Below are 19,537 nucleotides of genomic sequence, written 5' to 3'. Positions count from 1 at the left end.
ACAGATAACCCACAGAACACTTGCAGTCTGTCCACAGCGGCGCTTCCGTGTCAACTCCGGGACGTACCAGCTTTTAAGACCCGGTGGGCGGAACTCCGAAGGTATGTCACGGAAAGTCTTCTTCGATACGGACCCCGGCTGCGACGACGCGGTCATGCTGGCAATGGCGCTCGGTCACGAGGCAATCGATGTGGTCGGGCTCTCGACTGTTTGCGGAAACACGACTATCGAGAACACGACGCGAAACGCACACGCGATACTGGGTCTCGGTGGCTACGATGTTCCGGTGTCTCGGGGCTGTGGTCGCCCACTCGTCGACGACCTCACGACTGCCGAGTGGATTCACGGCGAGAACGGACTCCACGGCGATATCCCCGACAGTGAGGGCGACACACGTGATATCCACGGGGCCGACGCAATCGTCGAAGCCGCCCGCGAGTACGGAGACGAACTGACGATTGCAGCCGTCGGTCCGCTTCCGAACCTGGCAATGGCACTGGCAAAGGAACCCCGGTTACCCGACCTCGTCGAGGATATCTATCTCATGGGCGGGGCGGCGATGACGACCGGAAACGTGACACCGATGGCCGAGGCCAACTTCCACAACGACCCCGCGGCAGCCAGTCGCGTCCTGCAAGACGCCACTACCCGGATGGTCGGGCTAGACGTGACTAACCGCGCTACCGTCGCTCCCGAGTTCATCGAGGAGTTCCGCACGGCCGGTGGCATCCGGGGGACCGTCGCCGAGTGGCTCGACTACCGGCCCGACTCCGGAACCTACCCGCTGGCCGACGCGCCGGCCATCCACGACGCCGCTGTCGTCGCTGACATCATCGACGAGTCGGTGCTCACTTTCGAGGAGTACTACCTCGACGTGGACACGACCGGCGGCCCCTGCCACGGGGCAGTCATCTGCGACGAGTACGGCACGACCGACAATGAGCCAAACAGCGAGGTAGCCGTCGACATCGACGTGGACCGCTACCGTGAGGTTCTCGAAACTGGCGTCAGAGCGTACGCAGCGGACTGATTCACCCCTTAGCCTGTGACGGCTGCTTGCGGCGCTATTCGTAGACGTGGACGCTTCCGGTAGTGTTGTCCGCGATGTAGTCCCAGTCGTACTCCACGCCGAGGCCGGGGCCGTCAGGAACACTGACCGTCCCGTCGTCGTCGACCGCATCCATCAGGTCGGAGTAGCCCCCCTCGTACACCGGCGGCTGGGTGTTCTGGCAGTCCGGGTGGACAAGCGCCATTTCGTAGTAGTTCGAGTTCCGGCAGGCGGCGATGCAGTGGCGCTGGGCCGGGCCGGGCGCGTGGAACTCCACGTCCAGCCCGAACGCTTCGGCCATCCGGGCCACCTTAATCGCGCCGGTGATACCCGCATCGTACTCGGGGTCGGCCCGGAGGAAGTCGGTCGCCTCGCTGGCGGCGAAGTCGGATTTGATCTCCAGTCCGCGGATGTGTTCGGTCTGGAGAATCGGCGTATCGAGTTTCTGTGCCAGCTTCTTGTGGGCGTGCTGTGAGATACCGCCGTCGCGGAACGGGTCCTCGTACCAGAAGAAGTCCTGCTCATCGAGCGCCCGGCCAAGTTCCAGCGCGTCGGCGAACGTCTCCAGTTCGCAGGCCGGGTCGTGCATCAGGTCCATCTCGTCGCCGACCGCGTCGCCGACAGCGTGGACCGCCTCGACCTCGCGGTCGAGACTCCGGGCGTCGTCGCCGCCGCCCCAGCCGTGAATCTTGAAGCCGCCAAAGCCCTCGTCGCGACAGTCTTCGGCGAAGTCGGCGAAGGCCTCGGGCGAGTCCAGTCCGCCGGCGTCGTCGCCGTGATACGTGGAGGCGTAGGCGGGGATGCGCTCGCGGTAGGTTCCGAGCAGTTCGTGAATCGGCGCGTCGTAGTACTTGCCGGCGAAGTCCCACAGCGCGATGTCGATTGGGCCGATGCCCATCCGGTCGTATTTCCGGAGTGCGCGCTTGCATTCGGACCAGTGCTTCTCGCGTTTCAGCGGGTCTTTACCGATGAGGTACTGTGCGATGATGTTGTACTGGGCGGCTGCCGGCGAATTGCCGCCGACGTACTCGCCCGTGATTCCCTCGTCAGTATGAACCTGTACGCCGAATAGTTTCCGCGTGGTTGTCTCGCCCGGCGCATAGACCAGATTGAAGCCGTGCTTGTCGGTCCCCACATCTTCGAGGGGGTACTCGAACTCTCGGCTTTCGATTTTCGTTATCGTTGGCGACATTTGCCGGACATACTGTGGTGGGGGTATTAAAGCTACCCCGTGACAAAACGCCGTCTCTGCTTGAGCGGCTGCCACAGCAGCGACTGGACCGCCTGTCTCATTCAGTCCAGCGCGTCGAGGCGACGAATCCCGGGCTCACCCAGCCGCACCGAACAGCCGATGTACAGCGGTTCGATGACCCGGGGGTAGTCGAACGACACCGCGTGCTCGTGAAGCACCTTCGGGTCGCCGGCCTCGCCCTGCCACATATCGTGATGCGCGGGAAGCAACCGGGATAGCTGCAGCTGGTTCGCGGCCTCGATGATCTCGTTTTCGTCCATGTACCACTTCGTTCTGACACCGCTGTCCGGTTCAGGCTCGTAGATAGAGCCGACGGTTCCAAACGCCAGCGCGCCCACGTCGATGTCGAACCGTTCGCCAACGCCGGTAAACCCCTCTGCGGGCCGGCTGTCGCCGGCGTGGAAGAACGTCCCGGCGTCGTGCTCGATGACGTACCCCACCGGTTCGATGGCGTCAGGGTCGTTCGTCCCGGTAACGTGGATGGTGAAATCACCGACAACGAACTCATCACCGACGGCGATTTCGTTGCGCTGCCCGTCAGGCACCCGCATCTCACCGTCGTAGTCCGGGGAGTCATACGATGCCGCCGGTGCATACAGGTCCGCGTCGAGGTCCTCGACCAGCGGGCCGTACGACGGCGGATGCATGTGGTCGATATGTTCGTGCGTGACGAGTGTGGCATCACACTCGGTCGCATCGGCGGGATCCATCGGTACCGGAATCATGCGGATGAGGTTCGGTGGGTCGCCAGTCCCGAAGTAAGGGTCGATGTACAGCGTCGTCGACTGCGAGCGGAGCACGAAACCGTTACAGCCGAGATACCAGACCACGACACCGTCGCCGGGGTCTGTCGCTTCAATCTCGTCGCGGACGAACCAGTCGTCCCACGTTGACTGAACCATGTGCCGAACTATGCCTGGCCGGGTCAAAAAATCTCGCACCGCGTTCAATCGAGCGTGACCGTCGACTCTGTCTCGGAGGCCTCGTAGACGGCTTTGATAGTGTTGATGTCGACGAGGCCGTGCTCTCCGTCGGCGTAGGGTTCGGTGTCGGTCAGTAGACAGTGGGCGAAGTACTCGAACTCCTCTTCCATCTGGTCGATCTGTTCGAAGCCGATGTCGACAGTCGTCCCCTCGTGAGACAACTGGAGCGCACGGTCGTCCCATGGGTAGAAGGCCGGTTCGACGCGGACCTTGCCTTCAGTTCCGAGTACGGAGATGTGGCTATCGAGATGTGCGTTCTGGCTGGCAGTACACACTGCGTACACGTGGCCGGGGAAATCTAGCTGGAACGCGCCGTGCTCGTCCGGCACGTCGGCGAACTCCTCCTGCACCGATGCGACGGTTCCCCGGACGGCCACGGGGTCGGCATCCAGCAGGAATCGGCTCGTGTTCAGCGGATAGATGCCGATATCCATGACGGCACAGCCGCCGGACAGCTCCCCGTCCAGCCGCCACTGGTCGGGGTCGGGGACGAGTTCGAGGATCGGCTCGGTCATGTTGCCGTGGACGAACAGCGGTTCGCCGATGTATCCCTCGTCGATGAGATCCTTCGCTCGCCGGACGGCTGGCTCGGTGTGCATCCGGTAGGCGATCATCAGCGTCGCGTCGTGTTCGTCACAGACGTCGACCATTCGCTCGGCACGCTCGATGGTGGCCTCCATCGGTTTCTCACAGAGGATCGCCTTATCCAGTTCTGCTGCCGTCTCGACGTACGGGAGGTGGAGCGCGTTCGGGGTAACGATGTAGACGGCGTCGTATGCGTCACTCGCGACTCCGTCGTGGAACTCTTCGTAGGTGATCGCGTGTTCGACCGTCTCCGAATCAGCGGCTACATCGGCTGCCTTTTCGCGGTCACTGCTGACCAGTACCGTTGTTTCACAGAGATCTCCCGCGTCGACGGCGGGCATCGCCTGTTCGGTCGTCCACCAGCCGACGCCGATCATCGCAAACCGAACGGGGTCGTCAGTTTCTGTCTGTTCCTGCCAGTCTCGACGGTCGAACCCTCCCGTGAGCGCGTCAACGTTCATACGGGTGCCGTCTCTTGGCTGGATATTATTTTTTGTGTTGGCATCCCGTGTCAGCCCATGCTGTCCCAGTGTATCGAATGACAGTTCATACATTAAGTAAATAGATCCCTGCAAATGAGATAATTGTTCGATATTGCAGAACAAAACAACAGTCTAACCGGTAGTATTCCACAGCCGTCAGTCGCTGCTCCGAATGGCAAATGCTGTTTTACGGCCCGTCTATGGCCTTTTCTCGTCCGTGCTCTCGGGTTCAGTATCGAGAATAACGGCAGTACAACCGTTACGGAAAGCGTTCCGTCATACTGAATGGTCGGTCATCACGGAGTGATAGGGTTCGGTCGACAGTTGGCTGGCTTGAAACGCTATCCTGATCGTTGTGGCCACGGTTTGCAGTGACTGACGATACCGCGGTGTTGTGTCCAACCGGACGCCGGGGCGCGCATCCCGAGAGTGGGCCGTCTGTACGGGATAGACAGTCCGATGTTGGGGCTGTTCCACAATCGTCGGTCGGGCCACGACCATGACTTTGCACGCTCACTCTTGCGGTTGACAAAAGCAACAGGGTCTAAAAACCAGTACGAAATAACCGTTCTGTAACAGAGCTCACACTCCGCAGACAACGACGGTGGCCGCCTCGGTTAGCTGTTGCGGTACACCGTCTTGATGTAGCTGAAGAACTCCAGTCCCGCGTCGCCCTGCTCGCGGTAGGTGTTCGTCGAGGAGCGCTTGAGGCCGCCGAAGGGAACGTGCAGTTCTAGGCCGGTCGTCTTCTCGTTGACCTTGACCACGCCGGACTCGGAGCGTTCGATGAACTCGTTTTCCTCCTCGATTCGGTCGGTGACAATGCTGGCCGAGAGCCCGTAGTCGATGTCGTTGGCAACTTCGACACCCTCGTCGAAGTCGGAGACGGGAATAACAGCGAGCACCGGTCCGAACACCTCTTCCTGTGCAATGCGCATATCCGACTCGACATCGGCGAACACCGCCGGCGAGATGAAGTTCCCGGCGTCGTACTCGCCGCCGGTGAGTTCCTCGCCGCCCGTTTCGAGGGTTGCCCCCTCCGACTGTGCGATGTCGATGTACTCCAGGCTCCCCGCAAGCTCGTCCTCACTGACGTGGGGACCCATACCGGCTCTGTCGAGGCCGTTTCCGATTTCGAGGGATTCGGCGTAGTCGACGATGGCCTCGAGGAACTCGTCGTACACGTCCTCGTGGACGATAGCTCGGGAGGTCGCCGTACAGGCCTGACCCGTTCCGCCGAAGGCCCCGGCACCCACGATGTCAGCCGCCTTGTCCACGTCGGCGCTCGGCATGACGACGGTCGGGTTCTTCCCGCCCATCTCCGCCTGGGCGCGCTTCCCGTTGCTCGTCGCCTGTTCGTAGACGTGCTCGCCGACCGAGGCACTGCCGGTGAACGAGACCACGTCAACGTCGTCGTGGGTGGTCAGCCGCTCACCGACCTCGCTACCGGGGCCACAGACCAGGTTGATAGCGCCGTCCGGAATCCCGGCCTCGTCCAGCGCCTCGACAATCATCGCGCCGACGGTCGGTGCCTGCATCGCGGGCTTGATGACAACGGTGTTGCCGACCGCGAGTGCCGGCGCAATCTTCCAGGCCGGGATCGCGATGGGATAGTTCCACGGCGTAATGAGCGCTGCGACGCCCATCGGTTCTTTTTTCGTCTGTAGGCCGGCACGGCCGCCGCTGGGCTGTTTGACGGTTCCGCCGAAGTCGCGGGCCTTCTCCGCGTAGTAATAGAAGATATCAATCGCACGCTGAACCTCGCCCTCGGCCTCGCCGAGCGGCTTTCCCTCTTCGCGGGTCAGTGTCTCCGCCAGCTTGTCTTTCCGGGATTTCAGGATTTCACCGGTCTCACGCAGGATCGCACCGCGCTCCGGACCAGACATCCCGGCCCACTCATCCGTCGCACCCGCTGCGGCCGCGACTGCCTCGTCGGCGTCTGCCGCCGAGCCCACCGGAACCGTGCTGACGATGTCCGTTTCGTCTGCTGGATTCGTGACGTCCTGTGTCTCCCCGGTTCCGGTCCACTCACCGCCGATATAGTTCTCATACGTCTGCGTCATACGTTTGAATCATCTCATTCCCAATACTTACGCGTTTCCCATCCTTCGCTGTGTCGCGACGTTCGACGGTGTGGAACGACGGCGACAACGCTGAACAACAAGCGTCGTAGTCACCGTAATCAGCGTTTCCAGAATCAGAGTTTCGATGACCGACTGCAGAATCCCAATTGAAGCCGGTAAAATAGCTACCGCTGTCAAACAACAAGACAACACGAACTCTGTGTGTTGCCAGATGTGTCACATCGCGAGGCGTGGCTGCGTTGCGATGCTGTGTTGTTGGAAATCCTACTCTCTGCACGTATCTCTGTTCCTGTGTTATCTGCGCTCTGGTGTCGTCACTATGACCGATCCATGATGGGCGATATTCTAGTATATAAATGTACTCCATAGTATAACACGTGTATGTATGTTATCGGGCACGCTGTCGACAGTCGCTACTGCTGGACCAGCGGTCCCGGTATGACCACCTGTTGTTTAATATAGTGTTGACTGGTTTATTGACGTAAACAGTGCAGATCAAAAGATTGCAGTTACTGCACTTACGACGACCCAACTCTCTCTTGAATCAGTTGCGGCTATTCTGCCAGCGGCACTATTTCACTATTCGATCACAGAAACAAGATAATAAGTGGCCGAATACGAGCACAAATTTTGTGATAGCTTTCTAAAAGCCTACAATTTGGTACTACTCGAAGACACTCTCGCCCGTATCGAAATTAAACACGGATTTATCCGTCACCGTCAACGCCTTCGAGAAGTGCACCAGCAAGTGCACTCTTTCGGTGTGAGACCAGCAGATGGCAGTAAATATCATTTTCACTGTCTGCACCACAATTACACAGCGGGCATCCGTATGTGTGGTTCTTTGCTGTATCGGTGGCTCGCTTCGGGATGCTGGCTTGCATACATTGACAGACGCTCCGTGCAAATATAGCGATTTCTAGGACTCCTATGTCGCCCTCAATGGATATATGGAGACTCTCTTCAGGGTGTACTCCTTCCGGAAGCAACACATACCATGATTTACCTCATGTCCGGTCCAGCGTCGCGATAAACTCCACAGTCTGCGTGTTCATGTTGCGCACCAAACGAGACCTCGTCGGTTAGACAGCCTTGCCGAAATGACATACCGCGAGCAGCATCTGCCACGAAAATGCCCGCTACTTTCCTCATATCTCCCCAATATGTTTGCTGAATGCACCCGTATATAGCTGAAAAAGCTGGTTCGAATATATGGCATCTTCGGGCGTCGATCAACAGCGCAGCTACCGACGGTCGTTCGATAGTTCGCGTGCTCTCATAGAATTACCCTGCACCCGCTCCTGTAGCCGCTGTATTCGCTCGTCCATCGGCGGATGCGTCGACAGGAGGCGTGACAGATTGCTGTCCGTTTCGCCGTGAACGTATAGTTGTCGCAGGAGTCCCGGATCCGGCTTCGACGCCTGTTCGATTTTCACGAGGGCCCGGGCGAGCCCAACGGGATTCCCCGTAACCTCGACCGCGCGGTCGTCGGCTGCCAACTCACGACGTCTGGAGTAGCTGAGTATCAGCAGTGTCACGGCGAATCCGAGACCGGCAACGACCTGCAGCGAGTACCGCTGTGTCCGCCCAAGCCAGGAGCGCGACCACGACGACGGGTCGCCACGCACCAGTGCGAGCGACCGGGCGACACCACCGACCAGCACCACGATGGGAAATAACACGAGGCCGACGAGTCCGACAAGCGTCTGGACGAGGCTGTACGCGACGGTCTGAACGAGTGCATCACGGGTCTCCAGATGCGCGAGTTCATGCCCCAGAAGAGCCTCGAATTCTGCTGGGGACAACAGCTGGAACAGCCGTCTGTCGAGGACGATAGCTCCGGCTCCGCCACCGATGGCAAACGCGTTCGGGACTGGTAGCTCCGCCAGTAGCAGCGTCGGTGTGTCGACATCCATCTGATCGACAAGCCCGTCAAGACGGCGGTGGAGTTCCGGTGCACGCGTCCGCGAGAGTTCGACTGCATCGAGGGACCGCTTGAGTTGCGCTGTTGCAGCCCAGTAGTTCAAGATGCCGAGAACGATCGCGGTCCCGAGAATGACCAGCGCGGCCAACAGTGGTGACGGGCGGCTGTTCCACACTGGCAACAGCAGCACGTACCCCACGTATGCAGCCATGAGATAGACCAGCAGCGACACCAGCCCGACGATGCCCACGAGTAGCCGTCGGGTCACAGCCATGTATGGCGGTACGCCGTTGTGCGAAAAACCGCTTTGGTGGGTGACTGCCGGCTACGCCTACACACTTCGGTGTCACGTTCCCGGGATATTTGATATAGCGATATTAGATTTATTATAGCTCCAAAAACGGGTCGCCTCTCGGCTGAAACGGCGGCAAAAAAGCATTTCGGCCGTGACCGACGATAGCTGTCGATTGGTGCACACTGTAGCCGACACGCCTTTTTCACCGCCACACAGACGACTCAGTATGCGAATCGCACGACTTCTGACGGACCGTGGACCGGTTACCGGCGAATACGTCGACGGCGTCATCCACGCTGACGATGGGCAGTACGTGGTTGGCCGCGACGGGCGGCTGCTCCCGCCGTGTGAACCGACCGCGCTGTACTGCGTCGGTCGGAACTACGCCGCTACGAACGACCAGATGGATTACGACCGCCCCGAGGAACCGGACTTCTTCATCAAGCCGCCGGCGGCGCTACTCGCCCATGAGCAGGACATTCCTTACCCGCCGTTCACCGATGAACTCACCTACGCAGGCGAGCTGGCCGCAGTCATAGACAAGCGGTGTCACGATATCGATCCCGCTGACGTTCCCGACGCGGTCAGGGGATACACGGTCCTGAACGATGTCGATGCGCTGGACCAGCAGGGTCGAACCGCGCGAAAAGCCTTCGATGGTTCTGGGCCGCTGGGGCCGTGGATCGAGACTGACGTTGATCCCACCAGCACCGATATGTACACGGACATCAACAATGAGCGCCGCCAGTCCGCCAACACCCGCGAGATGCTGTTCGGGCCCCACGAAGTTGTCGCGTACCTCTCGGAGCGGTTCACGTTCCGCCCCGGCGACGTCATCGCCTTCGGTAGTCCGGCCAACCCGGGGACTGTCGCGCCCGGCGACACAATCGAAATAACCTACGACGGCGTCGGCACGCTCCGGAACTCGGTTGTTGAGCCGTAGCGTCGACTGAGCACTAAAAACGCAGCAAAACGGCTTTTGAGGTCGTCTACGTGCAGAATGGTGGGCTTAGTAGTTGACTGGAATAAACTACTATCCGCTATACAAAATCACTGTAGCCGAGTCCGAATCGTTTCCGCGGTTTGCTCGCCGATACCGTCGATGGCCGTCAGTTCCTCGTCGGAGGCCGTCCTGACGTTGTCCACGCTGCCGAAGCGTCGGAGCAGTCGCTTCCGCGTCTCGGGGCCGATTCCGGGCACCTCGTCCAGCGTCGTCGACACGTCGTCCCGCAGCGTCTGGTGGTACTGCACGGCAAAGCGGTGTGCTTCGTCACGAACCCGCTGAAGCAGGTGGAGTTGCGGGGCGTCGTCGTCCCAGTCGTACACGCGGTCGGGCGTGATGACCATCTCCTCGTCTTTTGCGAGTGCGACGGCCGGCACGTCCCAGCCGGTCTCGGCCAGCGCGTCGCGGGCCGCCCCAAGCTGGCCGTCGCCGCCGTCGATGAGCAGCAGGTCCGGGTCCGGGCGGTCGTCCCGCCCTTCGATGGCACGCGCGGCCCGCCAGCGAACGAGTTCGCGCATGTTCGCGTAGTCGTCGTTTCGCTCGGTGAGCCTCTTCCGTCGGTAATCACTTTTCTCGGGCGTCTCGTCGACGAAGGTGACGTTCGAGCCGACGGCCGACCGGCCCTGGGCGTGGCTCACATCGAACCCCTCGATGCGGCTCGGGTGGTCGATACCCAGCGCGTCGGCCAGACGGCCGCTCTCGTCGTCGGTCCCGCCGCGCTGACGGGCGTTCTTCAGTGCGAGGTCGACCAGCGTCGCCTCCCGACCGGCCCCGGGCACCCCGAGCGTGACGCCCTCGCTTTCCAGCCACGCCTCGATGTCCGGGTCGGCGGGGGACTCGGCACAGAGAATCCGGTCCGGGAGGTCGCGTTCGGCGTAGTACTGCGGGATGAACGCCCGGTACACGCCGGCGGTTCCCTCGCCGTCTGGCGCTTCGAGCGTGTGGCGGTCCCGTTCGACGAGCTTGCCGCCCTCGGCGTGGAGCCGGGCGACGATGGCGCGCTCGCCCTCGATGGCGGCCCCGAGCACGTCCGTCGTCTGGGACCCCCCGGAGTCGCTGACGGCGGTGTCGCCCTCGCCGTGGAGCGCCTCGACGGCCCCGAGCTTGTCCCGGAGGTTCGCGGCGCGCTCGAACTCCTGGGCCTGTGCGGCAGCTTCCATCTCGCGGCGCAGCGGGTCCGCGAGAACGCCGGTCTCGCCTTCGAAATATCGGGTGACGGCTTCGACGTCCTCGGCGTACTCGGTCTCGCTGATCTCGCCGGTGCAGGGCGCGGTACAGATGCCCATCTCGTAGTCCAGACAGGGTCGGTCCCGGTTGCCGTACTTGTGGTCGGAACACCCCCGGAGCCCGTACGTCTCCCGCAGTGCCTTCACCACTGTCTCGACACGCCCCTTGTCGGTGAACGGCCCGTAGACGGTTGCGCCGTCCTCCGGGTCGCGTGTCACCTCGATTCGGGGGACGGCGTGGTCTGTCAGCTGGACCAGCGGGTAGGACTTGTCGTCTTTCAGCCGGACGTTGTAGGGCGGTCGGTGGCGCTTGATGAGGTTCGCTTCCAGCAACAGTGCCTGTGTCTCGGTGTCGGTGACGGCGAAGTCGATGGTCTCGGCCCGTTCGACCATCTTGGCGATGCGCTCGCTCCGCGGATCTGCGTAGGAGCGCACGCGGTCGCACAGGTCGACGGCTTTCCCGACGTAGAGGACCCGGCGCGTGTCGTCCCGGCCCTGTTCAAACAGGTACACGCCGGGCTCCCGTGGCAACGACCCCGCGCGTTCTCGGACCTCGTCGGCGTCCATTAGCTCAGGGTTGGTGCTCGGCGGGGTTGAACGTCACGGGAGTGGGTCGTCGGACGGCGGCTGTGCCGTCTCTTCGGCATCTGAAGTGGGCGTCTCGGGAACGATGGCGGCTTCGATCCGCTCGACGACGCTCTCGTCGTCTGGTGCGGCCAGTTCGATGTCGTCGTCACCGGCGACACGCACGACGAGCAACCGGTCGCGACTCCAGAGATAGACTCCGAGAACAACGGCGGCAAAGGCCAGCGCAAGGCCGCCAAACAGTCGCATTAGGTCGTCAAGTTGCGCCATCAGCGTCAGCATCGTCTGGAGCATCCCGAGCATCCCACCGATGCCGACGGCACTCGCAGCACCGCCGCTGTCCAGTGAGACGTTGCCGACGAGGCTATCGAGACTGACGGTCATCCCGGCAGCTACCAGCACGATACCGACCACCAGCGCTTTCACGCCGAGTTCGAGGAACGACCAGTCGCCGCTCGTGGTAGCGTCGACGCCCTCAACGTTAGGGCGGTCGACCTGCCGGTAGTTCGGTCCCTCGCGGTCCGGCGTGAACACGAGGACGCGGTGGCTCGTCACGACGACGCCACCACGGTCCAGCCGAACGTCCGCTTCGATTGCCTCGCCGTCGTACAGGAGGCTCTCGGCCCGTGCGACCCAATCCATACTTCCCGTTTACTGTGGAGACGTGTATATTCTCCCCCCGTAACCGCTAACTGTGCCCCCTCGAACATGACAGTATGACCGCCGATCCCCGCTGCCCTCACTGCTCGGAGAAAGTCAGTGCGACCGCGACGTGGTGTATGCACTGCGGCCGGGACTTCGAGAGCCCGGTCGACGCCGGAACCGGGACAACGGTCCTTGATGCCGACGGCAGCCAGACCACGTCTGATCTTGAAGCGGCACTCAATGCCGGTGATCTCGACGGGATCCAGAACGCGCTCACCCAGAGCGACAACGGGCCGACAATCGTTGGTGTTGTCCTCGCCGGTATCGCCCTGTTCACGCTCCCACTCGTCTCGCCCCCGGGCGCTGCGCTGTATCTCCTTGTCGTCGCCGGCGTCGGAGCGATTGCTGCGACACAGCCGACGTTCGACGCGGCGCTCAGAATCGGCGGGAAGGCACTTGCGCTCGCTCCCTTCCTGCTGGTGTTCATCGACGTGTTCCTCGGATATCTGTTCAGCGGAGCGGTGGCGACCAGCGCGACAGTTCTGGTCGGTCCGGCGATTTACGCCGGGCTGGTCATGTACGGTATCCGCTGGTATCGTCGTCGCTGAGCGGTTTACGCTGGCTCGGTTGCGAGTCGGCGTGCATCTCGGCCAGCGTGTCGGCGACTTGCGCAACCGCTCTATCGGCGATAGCCGCTCGCTGGACGTCTGTGAGCGGGGTGTGGCGGCCCATGTTCGAACCTGATTGTCCAACTGATAAATACTTCGTGGCGAGGACAATTGATCTGTGCGTATTTTCCCCGTGAGCGGTCTACCCGTTCAGGACGCTCGCTGATTCGCTTGGTATCAAAACTACCATGCCTCCCGGATTCGAGAGTGTACCTACTACAGGTGGTTCTGTGACCGAAAAACGCGAATACAAAGACGAGTATCAGGACAAGACGCTGTATCTTCCGGGGCCGACAGAGGTGCGCGAGGACGTCATCGAGGCGATGGCCGAGCCGATGTTCGGCCACCGGATGGACCGGATGACCGATCTCTACACCACCATCGTCGAGGACACCAAGGAGTTCCTCGGTACCGACAACGACGTCATCGTGCTCACGGCGTCGGGCACGGAGTTCTGGGAGTCGACGACGCTCAACCTAGTCGAGGACAGCATGCTCGTGCCGACCTCCGGCGCGTTCAGCGAGCGCCAGGCCAACGTCGCCGAACGCCTCGGCAAGGAGGTCGACCGCATTGAGTACGACTGGGGCACGGCGGTCAAGCCCGAAGACGTCCGCGACGCACTGGAATCCGGCGACTACGACGCCGTCGGGGCCGTGATGAACGAGACCTCGACCGGCGTCCGCAACCCTATTGAGGAGATCGGCGACGTGGTCGCGGAGTACCCGGACACCTACTTCGTCGTCGACGCCATCTCCTGTCTCGGCGGCGACCAGATCGACATCGAGGCCCACGGCATCGACGCCATCTTCACGTCCACGCAGAAGGCCTTCGCCATGCCGCCCGGCCTCGCCGTCTGTGCGGTCAGCGACGACGCCTACGAGCGGGAACTGGAGAAGGAGTCGGCGTCGTGGTACGGCGGCTTCCAGCGCTGTCTGGACTACTACGACCGGAAGGGCCAGACCCACTCGACGCCGGCGATTCCGCTCATGCTCGCCTACCGCAAGCAGATGAAACACATGCTCGACGAGGGCCACGACGCCCGCGACCAGCGCCACCAGGAGATGGCCGAGTACACCCGCGAGTGGGCCCGCGAGCACTTCGACCTCTATCCCGAGGAGGGCTACGAGTCCCAGACGGTGACCTGCATCGAAAACACGCAGGACATCAACGTCGCCGAGACGGTCGAGGCCGTCTCCGAGGAGTATGACATGGTGTTCTCCAGCGGCTACGGCGACATCAGCGAGGAGAGTTTCCGCATCGGACACATGGGCGAACACACCGTCGAGAGTATCAGGGAACTAACCGACGCAATCGAAGACGTCGCCGATCTGTAACACCGGTGAAAACCGACGAAGACCGAAGCTATGGCTCGATCTGGAGACCGCTGCTGCTACCACTTGGCGTTTTCACAGTTTGATAATGCTGGGAAGACTATATTACTGCTTGCTACTTTGATGCAGATAGACAAACCGCATGAGTAAAAGTAACAGACAGAGTACGGACAGCGATACCGCAACACCGATGAACGTGACCAGAAAACAGCTCGACTGGAGCGAGACCCGACCGAGTGCGGCCGTGACCGAGTACATCTCCGCTATCACCGGGCGGGAACAGACTGATTTCGCACCGCTGTACGAGACTGTCGACCCCGAAGCGCTCGACTCGCTCATCGACTCCTCGAACCGTTCGACACCTGTCAGTATCTCGTTTGAATATGCCGACCACTCGGTCACTGTCCGAAGCGACGGGGAACTCGTCATCAAGGCCCCCAGTTCCAGTATCGGCCGATAGCCGGACGTTTCTGCACTATCTCTATCTCGTCATATCGGACAGTAGCCGTCGGAAACTCACTCACAGCTTTCGTCTGTTGTTCTCCCGACCTGAGGGGCGGAGCAGAGCCGTTTTTGTATACGAGACGTAACTCTGGGTCAGCATGACCACTGCCGAGGATGTCGCCGGGAACCCCTACATCTCCGATCCGCGGACCGAGTTCGAGTCCGTCGAGGACGTGGACGCCGAGACCGCTCGCGAGCAAGCCGCCCAGTTGCGCGAGGCCATTCGCTATCACGACTACCGGTACTACGTGCAAAACGACCCGGTCATCGGCGACCGGGCCTACGACGCGCTGTTTACCCGGCTCCAGTCGCTCGAATCGGTGTTCGACCTCGACACCGACGGCAGTCCGACCCAGCGCGTCGGCGGCGAGCCGCTGGACGAACTCCCCGACGTCGAACACGTCGCTCGGATGGGCTCTATCGATCAGGGTGGCGACGAAGCGGACGTGCGGGAGTTCGACGAGCGGGTCCGAGACGGACTCGACACCGATGAGGTGCAGTATTTCTGCGAGCCGAAGTTCGACGGCCTCTCCGTTGAGGTCGTCTACGAGGGCGGCGTCTACCAGCGGGCCGCCACCCGCGGCGACGGCGAGGTCGGCGAGGACGTGACCGAGAACGTCCGCACCATCGCCGCCGTCCCCCAGCGCCTGCGCGGCGACTGCCCCGAGTATCTGGCCGTCCGCGGCGAGGTGTACATCCCGCGGGACGCCTTCACGGCGTTCAACCGCGAGCGCGTCGAGCGCGGGGAGGACCCCTTCGCCAACCCGCGCAACGCCGCCGCCGGGACGCTCCGCCAGCTCGACCCGTCGGTGACCGCCGAGCGCCCGCTGTCGGTGTTCTTCTTCGGCGTCCTCGATGCCTCCGTCGACTTCGAGAGCCACAGCGAGATGCACGAGCGGTTCCCCGAGTGGGGGCTGCGGGTCTGTGACCGGACGGGCGTCGTCGGGGACATCGACGCCGCTATCGACTACCGCGACGCGCAACTCGACGCCCGCGACGACCTCGACTACGAAATCGACGGCGTCGTTATCAAGGTCGATGACATGGCCGCCTGCGACGAACTCGGGTCGACCTCCCGCGCCCCGCGCTGGGCGTTCGCCTACAAGTTCCCGGCCCGCAAGGAGGAGACCACCGTCCGGGACATCGTCGTCCAGGTCGGCCGGACCGGGCGGCTCACCCCCGTCGCGCTCATGGACCCCGTCGAAGTCGGCGGCGTCACCGTCTCGCGGGCGTCGCTGCACAACCCCTCGCTCGTCGCCGACCTCGGCGTCGACGTGGGTGACCGCGTCCGCATCAAGCGGGCCGGCGACGTCATCCCGGATGTCGTCGAAGTGCTCGACGACGACGGCGACGGCCACTTCGAGTTCCCCGAGACCTGCCCGGCCTGTGACAGCCCGGTCGAGCGCGACGGCCCGATGGCGTTCTGTACCGGCGGCCTCACCTGTCCCGCCCAGCGCGAGCGCAGCGTCGAGCACTACGCCAGCCGCGATGCGCTGGACATCGAGGGCCTGGGCGAGAAGGCCGTCCAGCAACTCCTCGACGCTGGCCTCGTCTCCGACCCGGCGGACCTCTACGAACTCACTGTCGAGGATCTCACCGATTTGGAGGGGTGGGGCGAGACGAGCGCGACGAACCTCGTCGACAAGATGGACGCCGCCCGTGAGCCGCCGCTCGCGGACTTCCTCGTCGCCCTGGGCATCCCCGAGGTGGGATCGGTCACGGCCCGGAACCTCGCCCGGGAGTTCGGCACCTTCGAGGCGATACTGGAGGCCGCCGACGAGGGCGACACCGACGCCTTCGAGGCCGTGCCAGACGTGGGACCGACAGTTGCCCGCTCCATCGTGGAGTTCTTCGAGGGCGCGGGCAACCGTGCCGTCATCGACCGCTTGCTCGACCACGTCGACCCGCAGGCCGCCGAGGAGACGGGCGGCGACGCTCTGGACGGCCAGACGTTCGTTTTCACTGGCACACTCGACGGCTACACCCGCAGCGACGCACAGGAACTGGTCGAACGCAACGGCGGGTCGGCGACGACCAGCGTCTCCGGCAACACTGACTATCTGGTGCTCGGTGACAATCCCGGCCAGCGAAAACAGGATGATGCGGCCGAACACGATGTAGCAACACTCAGCGAAGCCGAATTCGAGGAGCTGTTGGCCGAGACCAGCGTGTTGTGAGGGTGGCGGTTGAACTGCAGACCGGCCCTCTGTGGTGTGGACGCTGGTTGTGGTATCGAATGCTGCTGGACCTTGTCTAGAGCACTTCGAAGTGACTCTTTTCCGACCGCGTCTCGTGCAGTAGCTGGAACAGTTGCCTGAAGAGGTGATTCGATGATTCGATTTGCGTGTCCGGTTTGTAGTGCCAGTGTGCGTACGCCCCGAGACTTCTGAACCGACCGTTCAGCGCATGCGTGAACTTGAACACCGGCTGCGTCCCGAACGAATTGATGAGCTCTGTCATATTATCTATACAAATGGTGAGATTGTCAACTGATTTATCGAGGTCAGTTAGTATGTCGTCAATCTCTTTCGCAAGCCCGTTCAGGTCGGCCGACGTGAGTTCTGTGACTCCCAACGGCCCGTCGATAAAATCCCCATCGCTGACGACGTCTTCTGCTGGAAGCTGCGCTGTCATGTTGGGTGTGAGGATTTCGAGTCGCTGTGGCCAGTCCCCAACATTGTGACGCCACGCCTTGAGTTTCAGCGCCGGTGACTTCGTAACAATAAGCACGCCTGTGTTAGCGGACCCGTTCACACTAAGATGCCGAACACACGCATCCTGTGCCTGATCGCTATCTGGTGTCTCATGCAAGAGAAGGCTGCCGCCCGCTTGGCGCTGGTGGCTTCGAATCCGACGGAGCAGGTCCCGGCGTGTCCCTGCCACGGCCGCGAAATCGCCGTGATTACAGGTCCACTCTGGAGGCACAGTAGTATGTCACCTTTTTCGAATAATACTGTTGTGTTACTGGCCGTTCAGAGGTCCTTGTTCTCAAAGACGTAGTAGCCGGCGACCAGCGGGGCGACCAGCCACAGCAGGAGATAGCCGATAACCGCGACAGTGCTGTACTGGGGCGGTAAGGCGGCGTTGGCACACTCGGCACCGGCCTGTGTCACTTCGAGCGTTCCACCCAGCATTTCCTCACACGTCACCTGCGGGTTCGACGTCAGAAGGAGCCGCGAGCGGATCGGCGAGCCCTGTAGTACCTCTTTGACGAGCGTGCGGTACGCTGCAATGGGGCTCAGCAGCGAAACGAACAGCTCGACGTGTAGCTGGGTCACTTGGTCGATGTTCGCGTGGTCCGACAGCAGGTTCCCGAGGCCGGCTCCGAGGTTCGACCAGAACACCTGCAGGTACACGTAGATTCCGAGCGATGCCGCCATCGCCCGGCGAGCGGTCTTTAGCGCCGCCGAGAGGCCGATAGCGAACGCCGTGAACACAACGCCGTATGTCATCGTGGCGAGCGCGAACAGCAGGAACGATTCCCACGCGATTTCGATTTCCGACGGGAGCAACACGAGCAGGGTCGTCAGGAACCCGACCGTCACCGGGATGAGCGTGATGGCGCTCCGGCCGACGAACTTGCCGGCGAGCAGTTCGCCGCGCGTGTACGGGAGCGACAGCAGTATCTTCAGAGAGCCGCGCTCGCTCTCGCGGGCAATCGCCGCGTAGCCGATGACGATTGCCACAGCGGGGAGCAGCGGTGCCGCAATCGGCAGCGCAAAGCGAACGTACGCGTCTGTCGTCAACGACGCCCCGGCTTCGGCGAACTGCTGGCCGATGTTGAAATACAGGCCCAGCACCGCCGGCAGGGCGAACAGCACGATGAAGATGAGCGAGAGCACCCAGATCCACGGCGAGCGGACCGTGTCCCGGAACTCCTTTTTCGAGATGGGGTACCAGTCGGCGAACTCGGAGTTCTTGATGCTCGTATCGATGTCTCCGAGGAAGCGCTTGACGGGGTTCTGCTCGGCACTCATGCGTCGGCCTCCGCGCGATCTTGGTCTTGCTGCTCGGTGTAGGCGGCGAACACCTCATCGAGCGAGGCCTCCTCGGTCTCGAAGTTGGCGACCTCGCTCCCGCTTTCCTCGACAGCGTTAAGAACGGCCATCTTCGCGTCGCTGTCACAGCCGACAGTGAGCGTCGTTCCGTCCGCGGTTACCGTCGACACCTCGTCAAGGCCCTCGATAGCCGTGACCGCGGCGTCGGTGCCGTCGCCGTCAGCCAGTGTCACGCGGAGGACGGTATCTCCGGCAGCGGCCTCGCGAAGCCCGGAAACGCTGTCTTTCGCGATGAGGCGGCCGTTCTGGAGAATACCGACCGTGTCACAGACGGCCTCAACCTGACCGAGGATGTGACTGGAGAAGAAGACAGTCGCGCCGCGCTCGTTCTCCTCGCGGATGATTTCACGCATTAGCCGTGCTCCGTTCGGGTCTAGTCCGGTCGTCGGCTCATCGAGGATGAGGAGGTCGGGCTTGCCGACGAGCGCCATCGCCAGCACGAGGCGCTGTTGCATCCCCTTGGAGTAGCCGCCGGCCTTGCGGTCGAGGGCGTCGGCGATGCCGACCCGTTCGGCCAGTGCATCGGCGTCTTCGTCGGCATCTTTCGATTCGATGACAAAGGAGAGGTGTTGCCGACCGGTGAGCCGGTCGTACACGTCGTAGCCTTCGGGGAGGACTCCAGTGCGGGCACGGATTCGCTTCGGTTCTTCGTGGATGTCGTGGCCGAGCACCGTCGCCGACCCGTCGGTCGCGCGGACGAAATCAAGGAGGATGTTGATCGTCGTCGACTTCCCGGCCCCGTTCGGGCCGAGGAAGCCGAAGATTTCGCCCTCCTCGACGGTGAGGTCGACCCCTTGCAGCGCGGTGAGACTCCCGAACTGCTTGGTGACGCCATCCAGTTCTATCGCTGCCATACGGCCGGTT

The 19,537-nt window shown here is 62.1% G+C and carries 17 protein-coding genes; 6 read left to right on the top strand and 11 right to left on the bottom strand.

Translation table 11 applies throughout. From position 1 onward, the window contains the following. The first annotated feature begins 103 nt into the window (after positions 1-103). A complete protein-coding gene (locus DVK00_RS12010; RefSeq protein WP_101349058.1) occupies positions 104-1,030 on the top strand; it encodes a nucleoside hydrolase in 927 nt (308 codons plus the stop codon). A gap of 34 nt (positions 1,031-1,064) precedes the next feature. Here DVK00_RS12010 and DVK00_RS12005 read toward each other — a convergent pair whose 3' ends face one another. The 5 genes from DVK00_RS12005 to DVK00_RS11985 form a co-directional block, all read right to left on the bottom strand. Further along, the gene (locus DVK00_RS12005) at positions 1,065-2,240 is read right to left on the bottom strand and encodes a mandelate racemase family protein (RefSeq protein ID WP_121536217.1); all 1,176 of its coding nucleotides are present in this window, start codon (positions 2,238-2,240) and stop codon (positions 1,065-1,067) included. Positions 2,241-2,341: 101 nt separating this feature from the next. Then, positions 2,342-3,202 (bottom strand): MBL fold metallo-hydrolase, encoded by an 861-nt coding sequence (locus tag DVK00_RS12000; protein WP_121577759.1) that lies wholly within the window; start codon positions 3,200-3,202, stop codon positions 2,342-2,344. Positions 3,203-3,246: 44 nt separating this feature from the next. Further along, on the bottom strand, positions 3,247-4,329 hold the full coding sequence (gene gfo6 / locus DVK00_RS11995) for a D-xylose 1-dehydrogenase Gfo6 (RefSeq protein ID WP_101349061.1): 1,083 nt from the start codon (positions 4,327-4,329) through the stop codon (positions 3,247-3,249). A gap of 638 nt (positions 4,330-4,967) precedes the next feature. Next, positions 4,968-6,413, bottom strand: coding sequence for an aldehyde dehydrogenase family protein (locus DVK00_RS11990; RefSeq protein WP_121577758.1), 1,446 nt, complete (start codon positions 6,411-6,413; stop codon positions 4,968-4,970). A gap of 1,265 nt (positions 6,414-7,678) precedes the next feature. After that, a complete protein-coding gene (locus DVK00_RS11985; protein ID WP_101349063.1) occupies positions 7,679-8,632 on the bottom strand; it encodes a M48 family metallopeptidase in 954 nt (317 codons plus the stop codon). A 247-nt stretch (positions 8,633-8,879) separates the two neighbouring features. Here DVK00_RS11985 and DVK00_RS11980 point away from each other — a divergent pair, with 247 nt between their 5' ends. Continuing rightward, positions 8,880-9,596, top strand: a complete 717-nt coding sequence (locus tag DVK00_RS11980; RefSeq protein ID WP_121536223.1) for a fumarylacetoacetate hydrolase family protein — start codon at positions 8,880-8,882, stop codon at positions 9,594-9,596. 107 nt (positions 9,597-9,703) lie between these two features. Here DVK00_RS11980 and DVK00_RS11975 read toward each other — a convergent pair whose 3' ends face one another. Beyond that, positions 9,704-11,449, bottom strand: coding sequence for an excinuclease ABC subunit C (locus DVK00_RS11975; protein WP_121536225.1), 1,746 nt, complete (start codon positions 11,447-11,449; stop codon positions 9,704-9,706). A gap of 33 nt (positions 11,450-11,482) precedes the next feature. Further along, positions 11,483-12,109, bottom strand: a complete 627-nt coding sequence (locus tag DVK00_RS11970) for a hypothetical protein (protein ID WP_101349066.1) — start codon at positions 12,107-12,109, stop codon at positions 11,483-11,485. Between the two features lie 137 nt (positions 12,110-12,246). Here DVK00_RS11970 and DVK00_RS11965 point away from each other — a divergent pair, with 137 nt between their 5' ends. Then, a complete protein-coding gene (locus tag DVK00_RS11965; protein WP_101349067.1) occupies positions 12,247-12,720 on the top strand; it encodes a hypothetical protein in 474 nt (157 codons plus the stop codon). Here DVK00_RS11965 and DVK00_RS21355 read toward each other — a convergent pair. Further along, positions 12,686-12,844 (bottom strand): hypothetical protein, encoded by a 159-nt coding sequence (locus DVK00_RS21355; RefSeq protein ID WP_157829422.1) that lies wholly within the window; start codon positions 12,842-12,844, stop codon positions 12,686-12,688. The two genes, DVK00_RS11965 and DVK00_RS21355, sit on opposite strands and share 35 nt — an antisense overlap. Positions 12,845-13,010: 166 nt before the next feature. Here DVK00_RS21355 and DVK00_RS11960 point away from each other — a divergent pair, with 166 nt between their 5' ends. From DVK00_RS11960 to ligA, 3 genes are all read left to right on the top strand, one after another. Beyond that, on the top strand, positions 13,011-14,114 hold the full coding sequence (locus DVK00_RS11960; RefSeq protein WP_101349068.1) for an alanine--glyoxylate aminotransferase family protein: 1,104 nt from the start codon (positions 13,011-13,013) through the stop codon (positions 14,112-14,114). Positions 14,115-14,253: 139 nt separating this feature from the next. Beyond that, the gene (locus DVK00_RS11955) at positions 14,254-14,571 is read left to right on the top strand and encodes a HalOD1 output domain-containing protein (protein ID WP_232794509.1); all 318 of its coding nucleotides are present in this window, start codon (positions 14,254-14,256) and stop codon (positions 14,569-14,571) included. A 142-nt stretch (positions 14,572-14,713) separates the two neighbouring features. Beyond that, positions 14,714-16,792 carry an NAD-dependent DNA ligase LigA gene (gene ligA / locus DVK00_RS11950; protein WP_121577757.1) on the top strand — a complete coding sequence of 693 codons (2,079 nt, stop codon included), beginning with the start codon at positions 14,714-14,716 and terminating at the stop codon, positions 16,790-16,792. Between the two features lie 76 nt (positions 16,793-16,868). Here the strand turns inward: ligA and DVK00_RS11945 are convergent, their stop codons facing one another. The 3 genes from DVK00_RS11945 to DVK00_RS11935 form a co-directional block, all read right to left on the bottom strand. Beyond that, positions 16,869-17,345: a hypothetical protein gene (locus DVK00_RS11945; protein ID WP_101349071.1), complete on the bottom strand. Its 477-nt coding sequence runs from the start codon at positions 17,343-17,345 to the stop codon at positions 16,869-16,871. 242 nt (positions 17,346-17,587) lie between these two features. Beyond that, positions 17,588-18,592, bottom strand: a complete 1,005-nt coding sequence (locus tag DVK00_RS11940; RefSeq protein ID WP_121513641.1) for an ABC transporter permease — start codon at positions 18,590-18,592, stop codon at positions 17,588-17,590. Beyond that, a complete protein-coding gene (locus DVK00_RS11935) occupies positions 18,589-19,527 on the bottom strand; it encodes an ABC transporter ATP-binding protein (protein WP_101349073.1) in 939 nt (312 codons plus the stop codon). The genes DVK00_RS11940 and DVK00_RS11935 overlap by 4 nt, the downstream gene beginning before the upstream one ends. Positions 19,528-19,537 lie beyond the last annotated feature (10 nt).

The sequence above is a fragment of the Haloarcula sp. Atlit-47R genome, from assembly GCF_003665985.1.
Lineage (GTDB): Archaea > Halobacteriota > Halobacteria > Halobacteriales > Haloarculaceae > Haloarcula > Haloarcula taiwanensis.
This window is presented reverse-complemented; position numbering and strand designations above follow the sequence as displayed.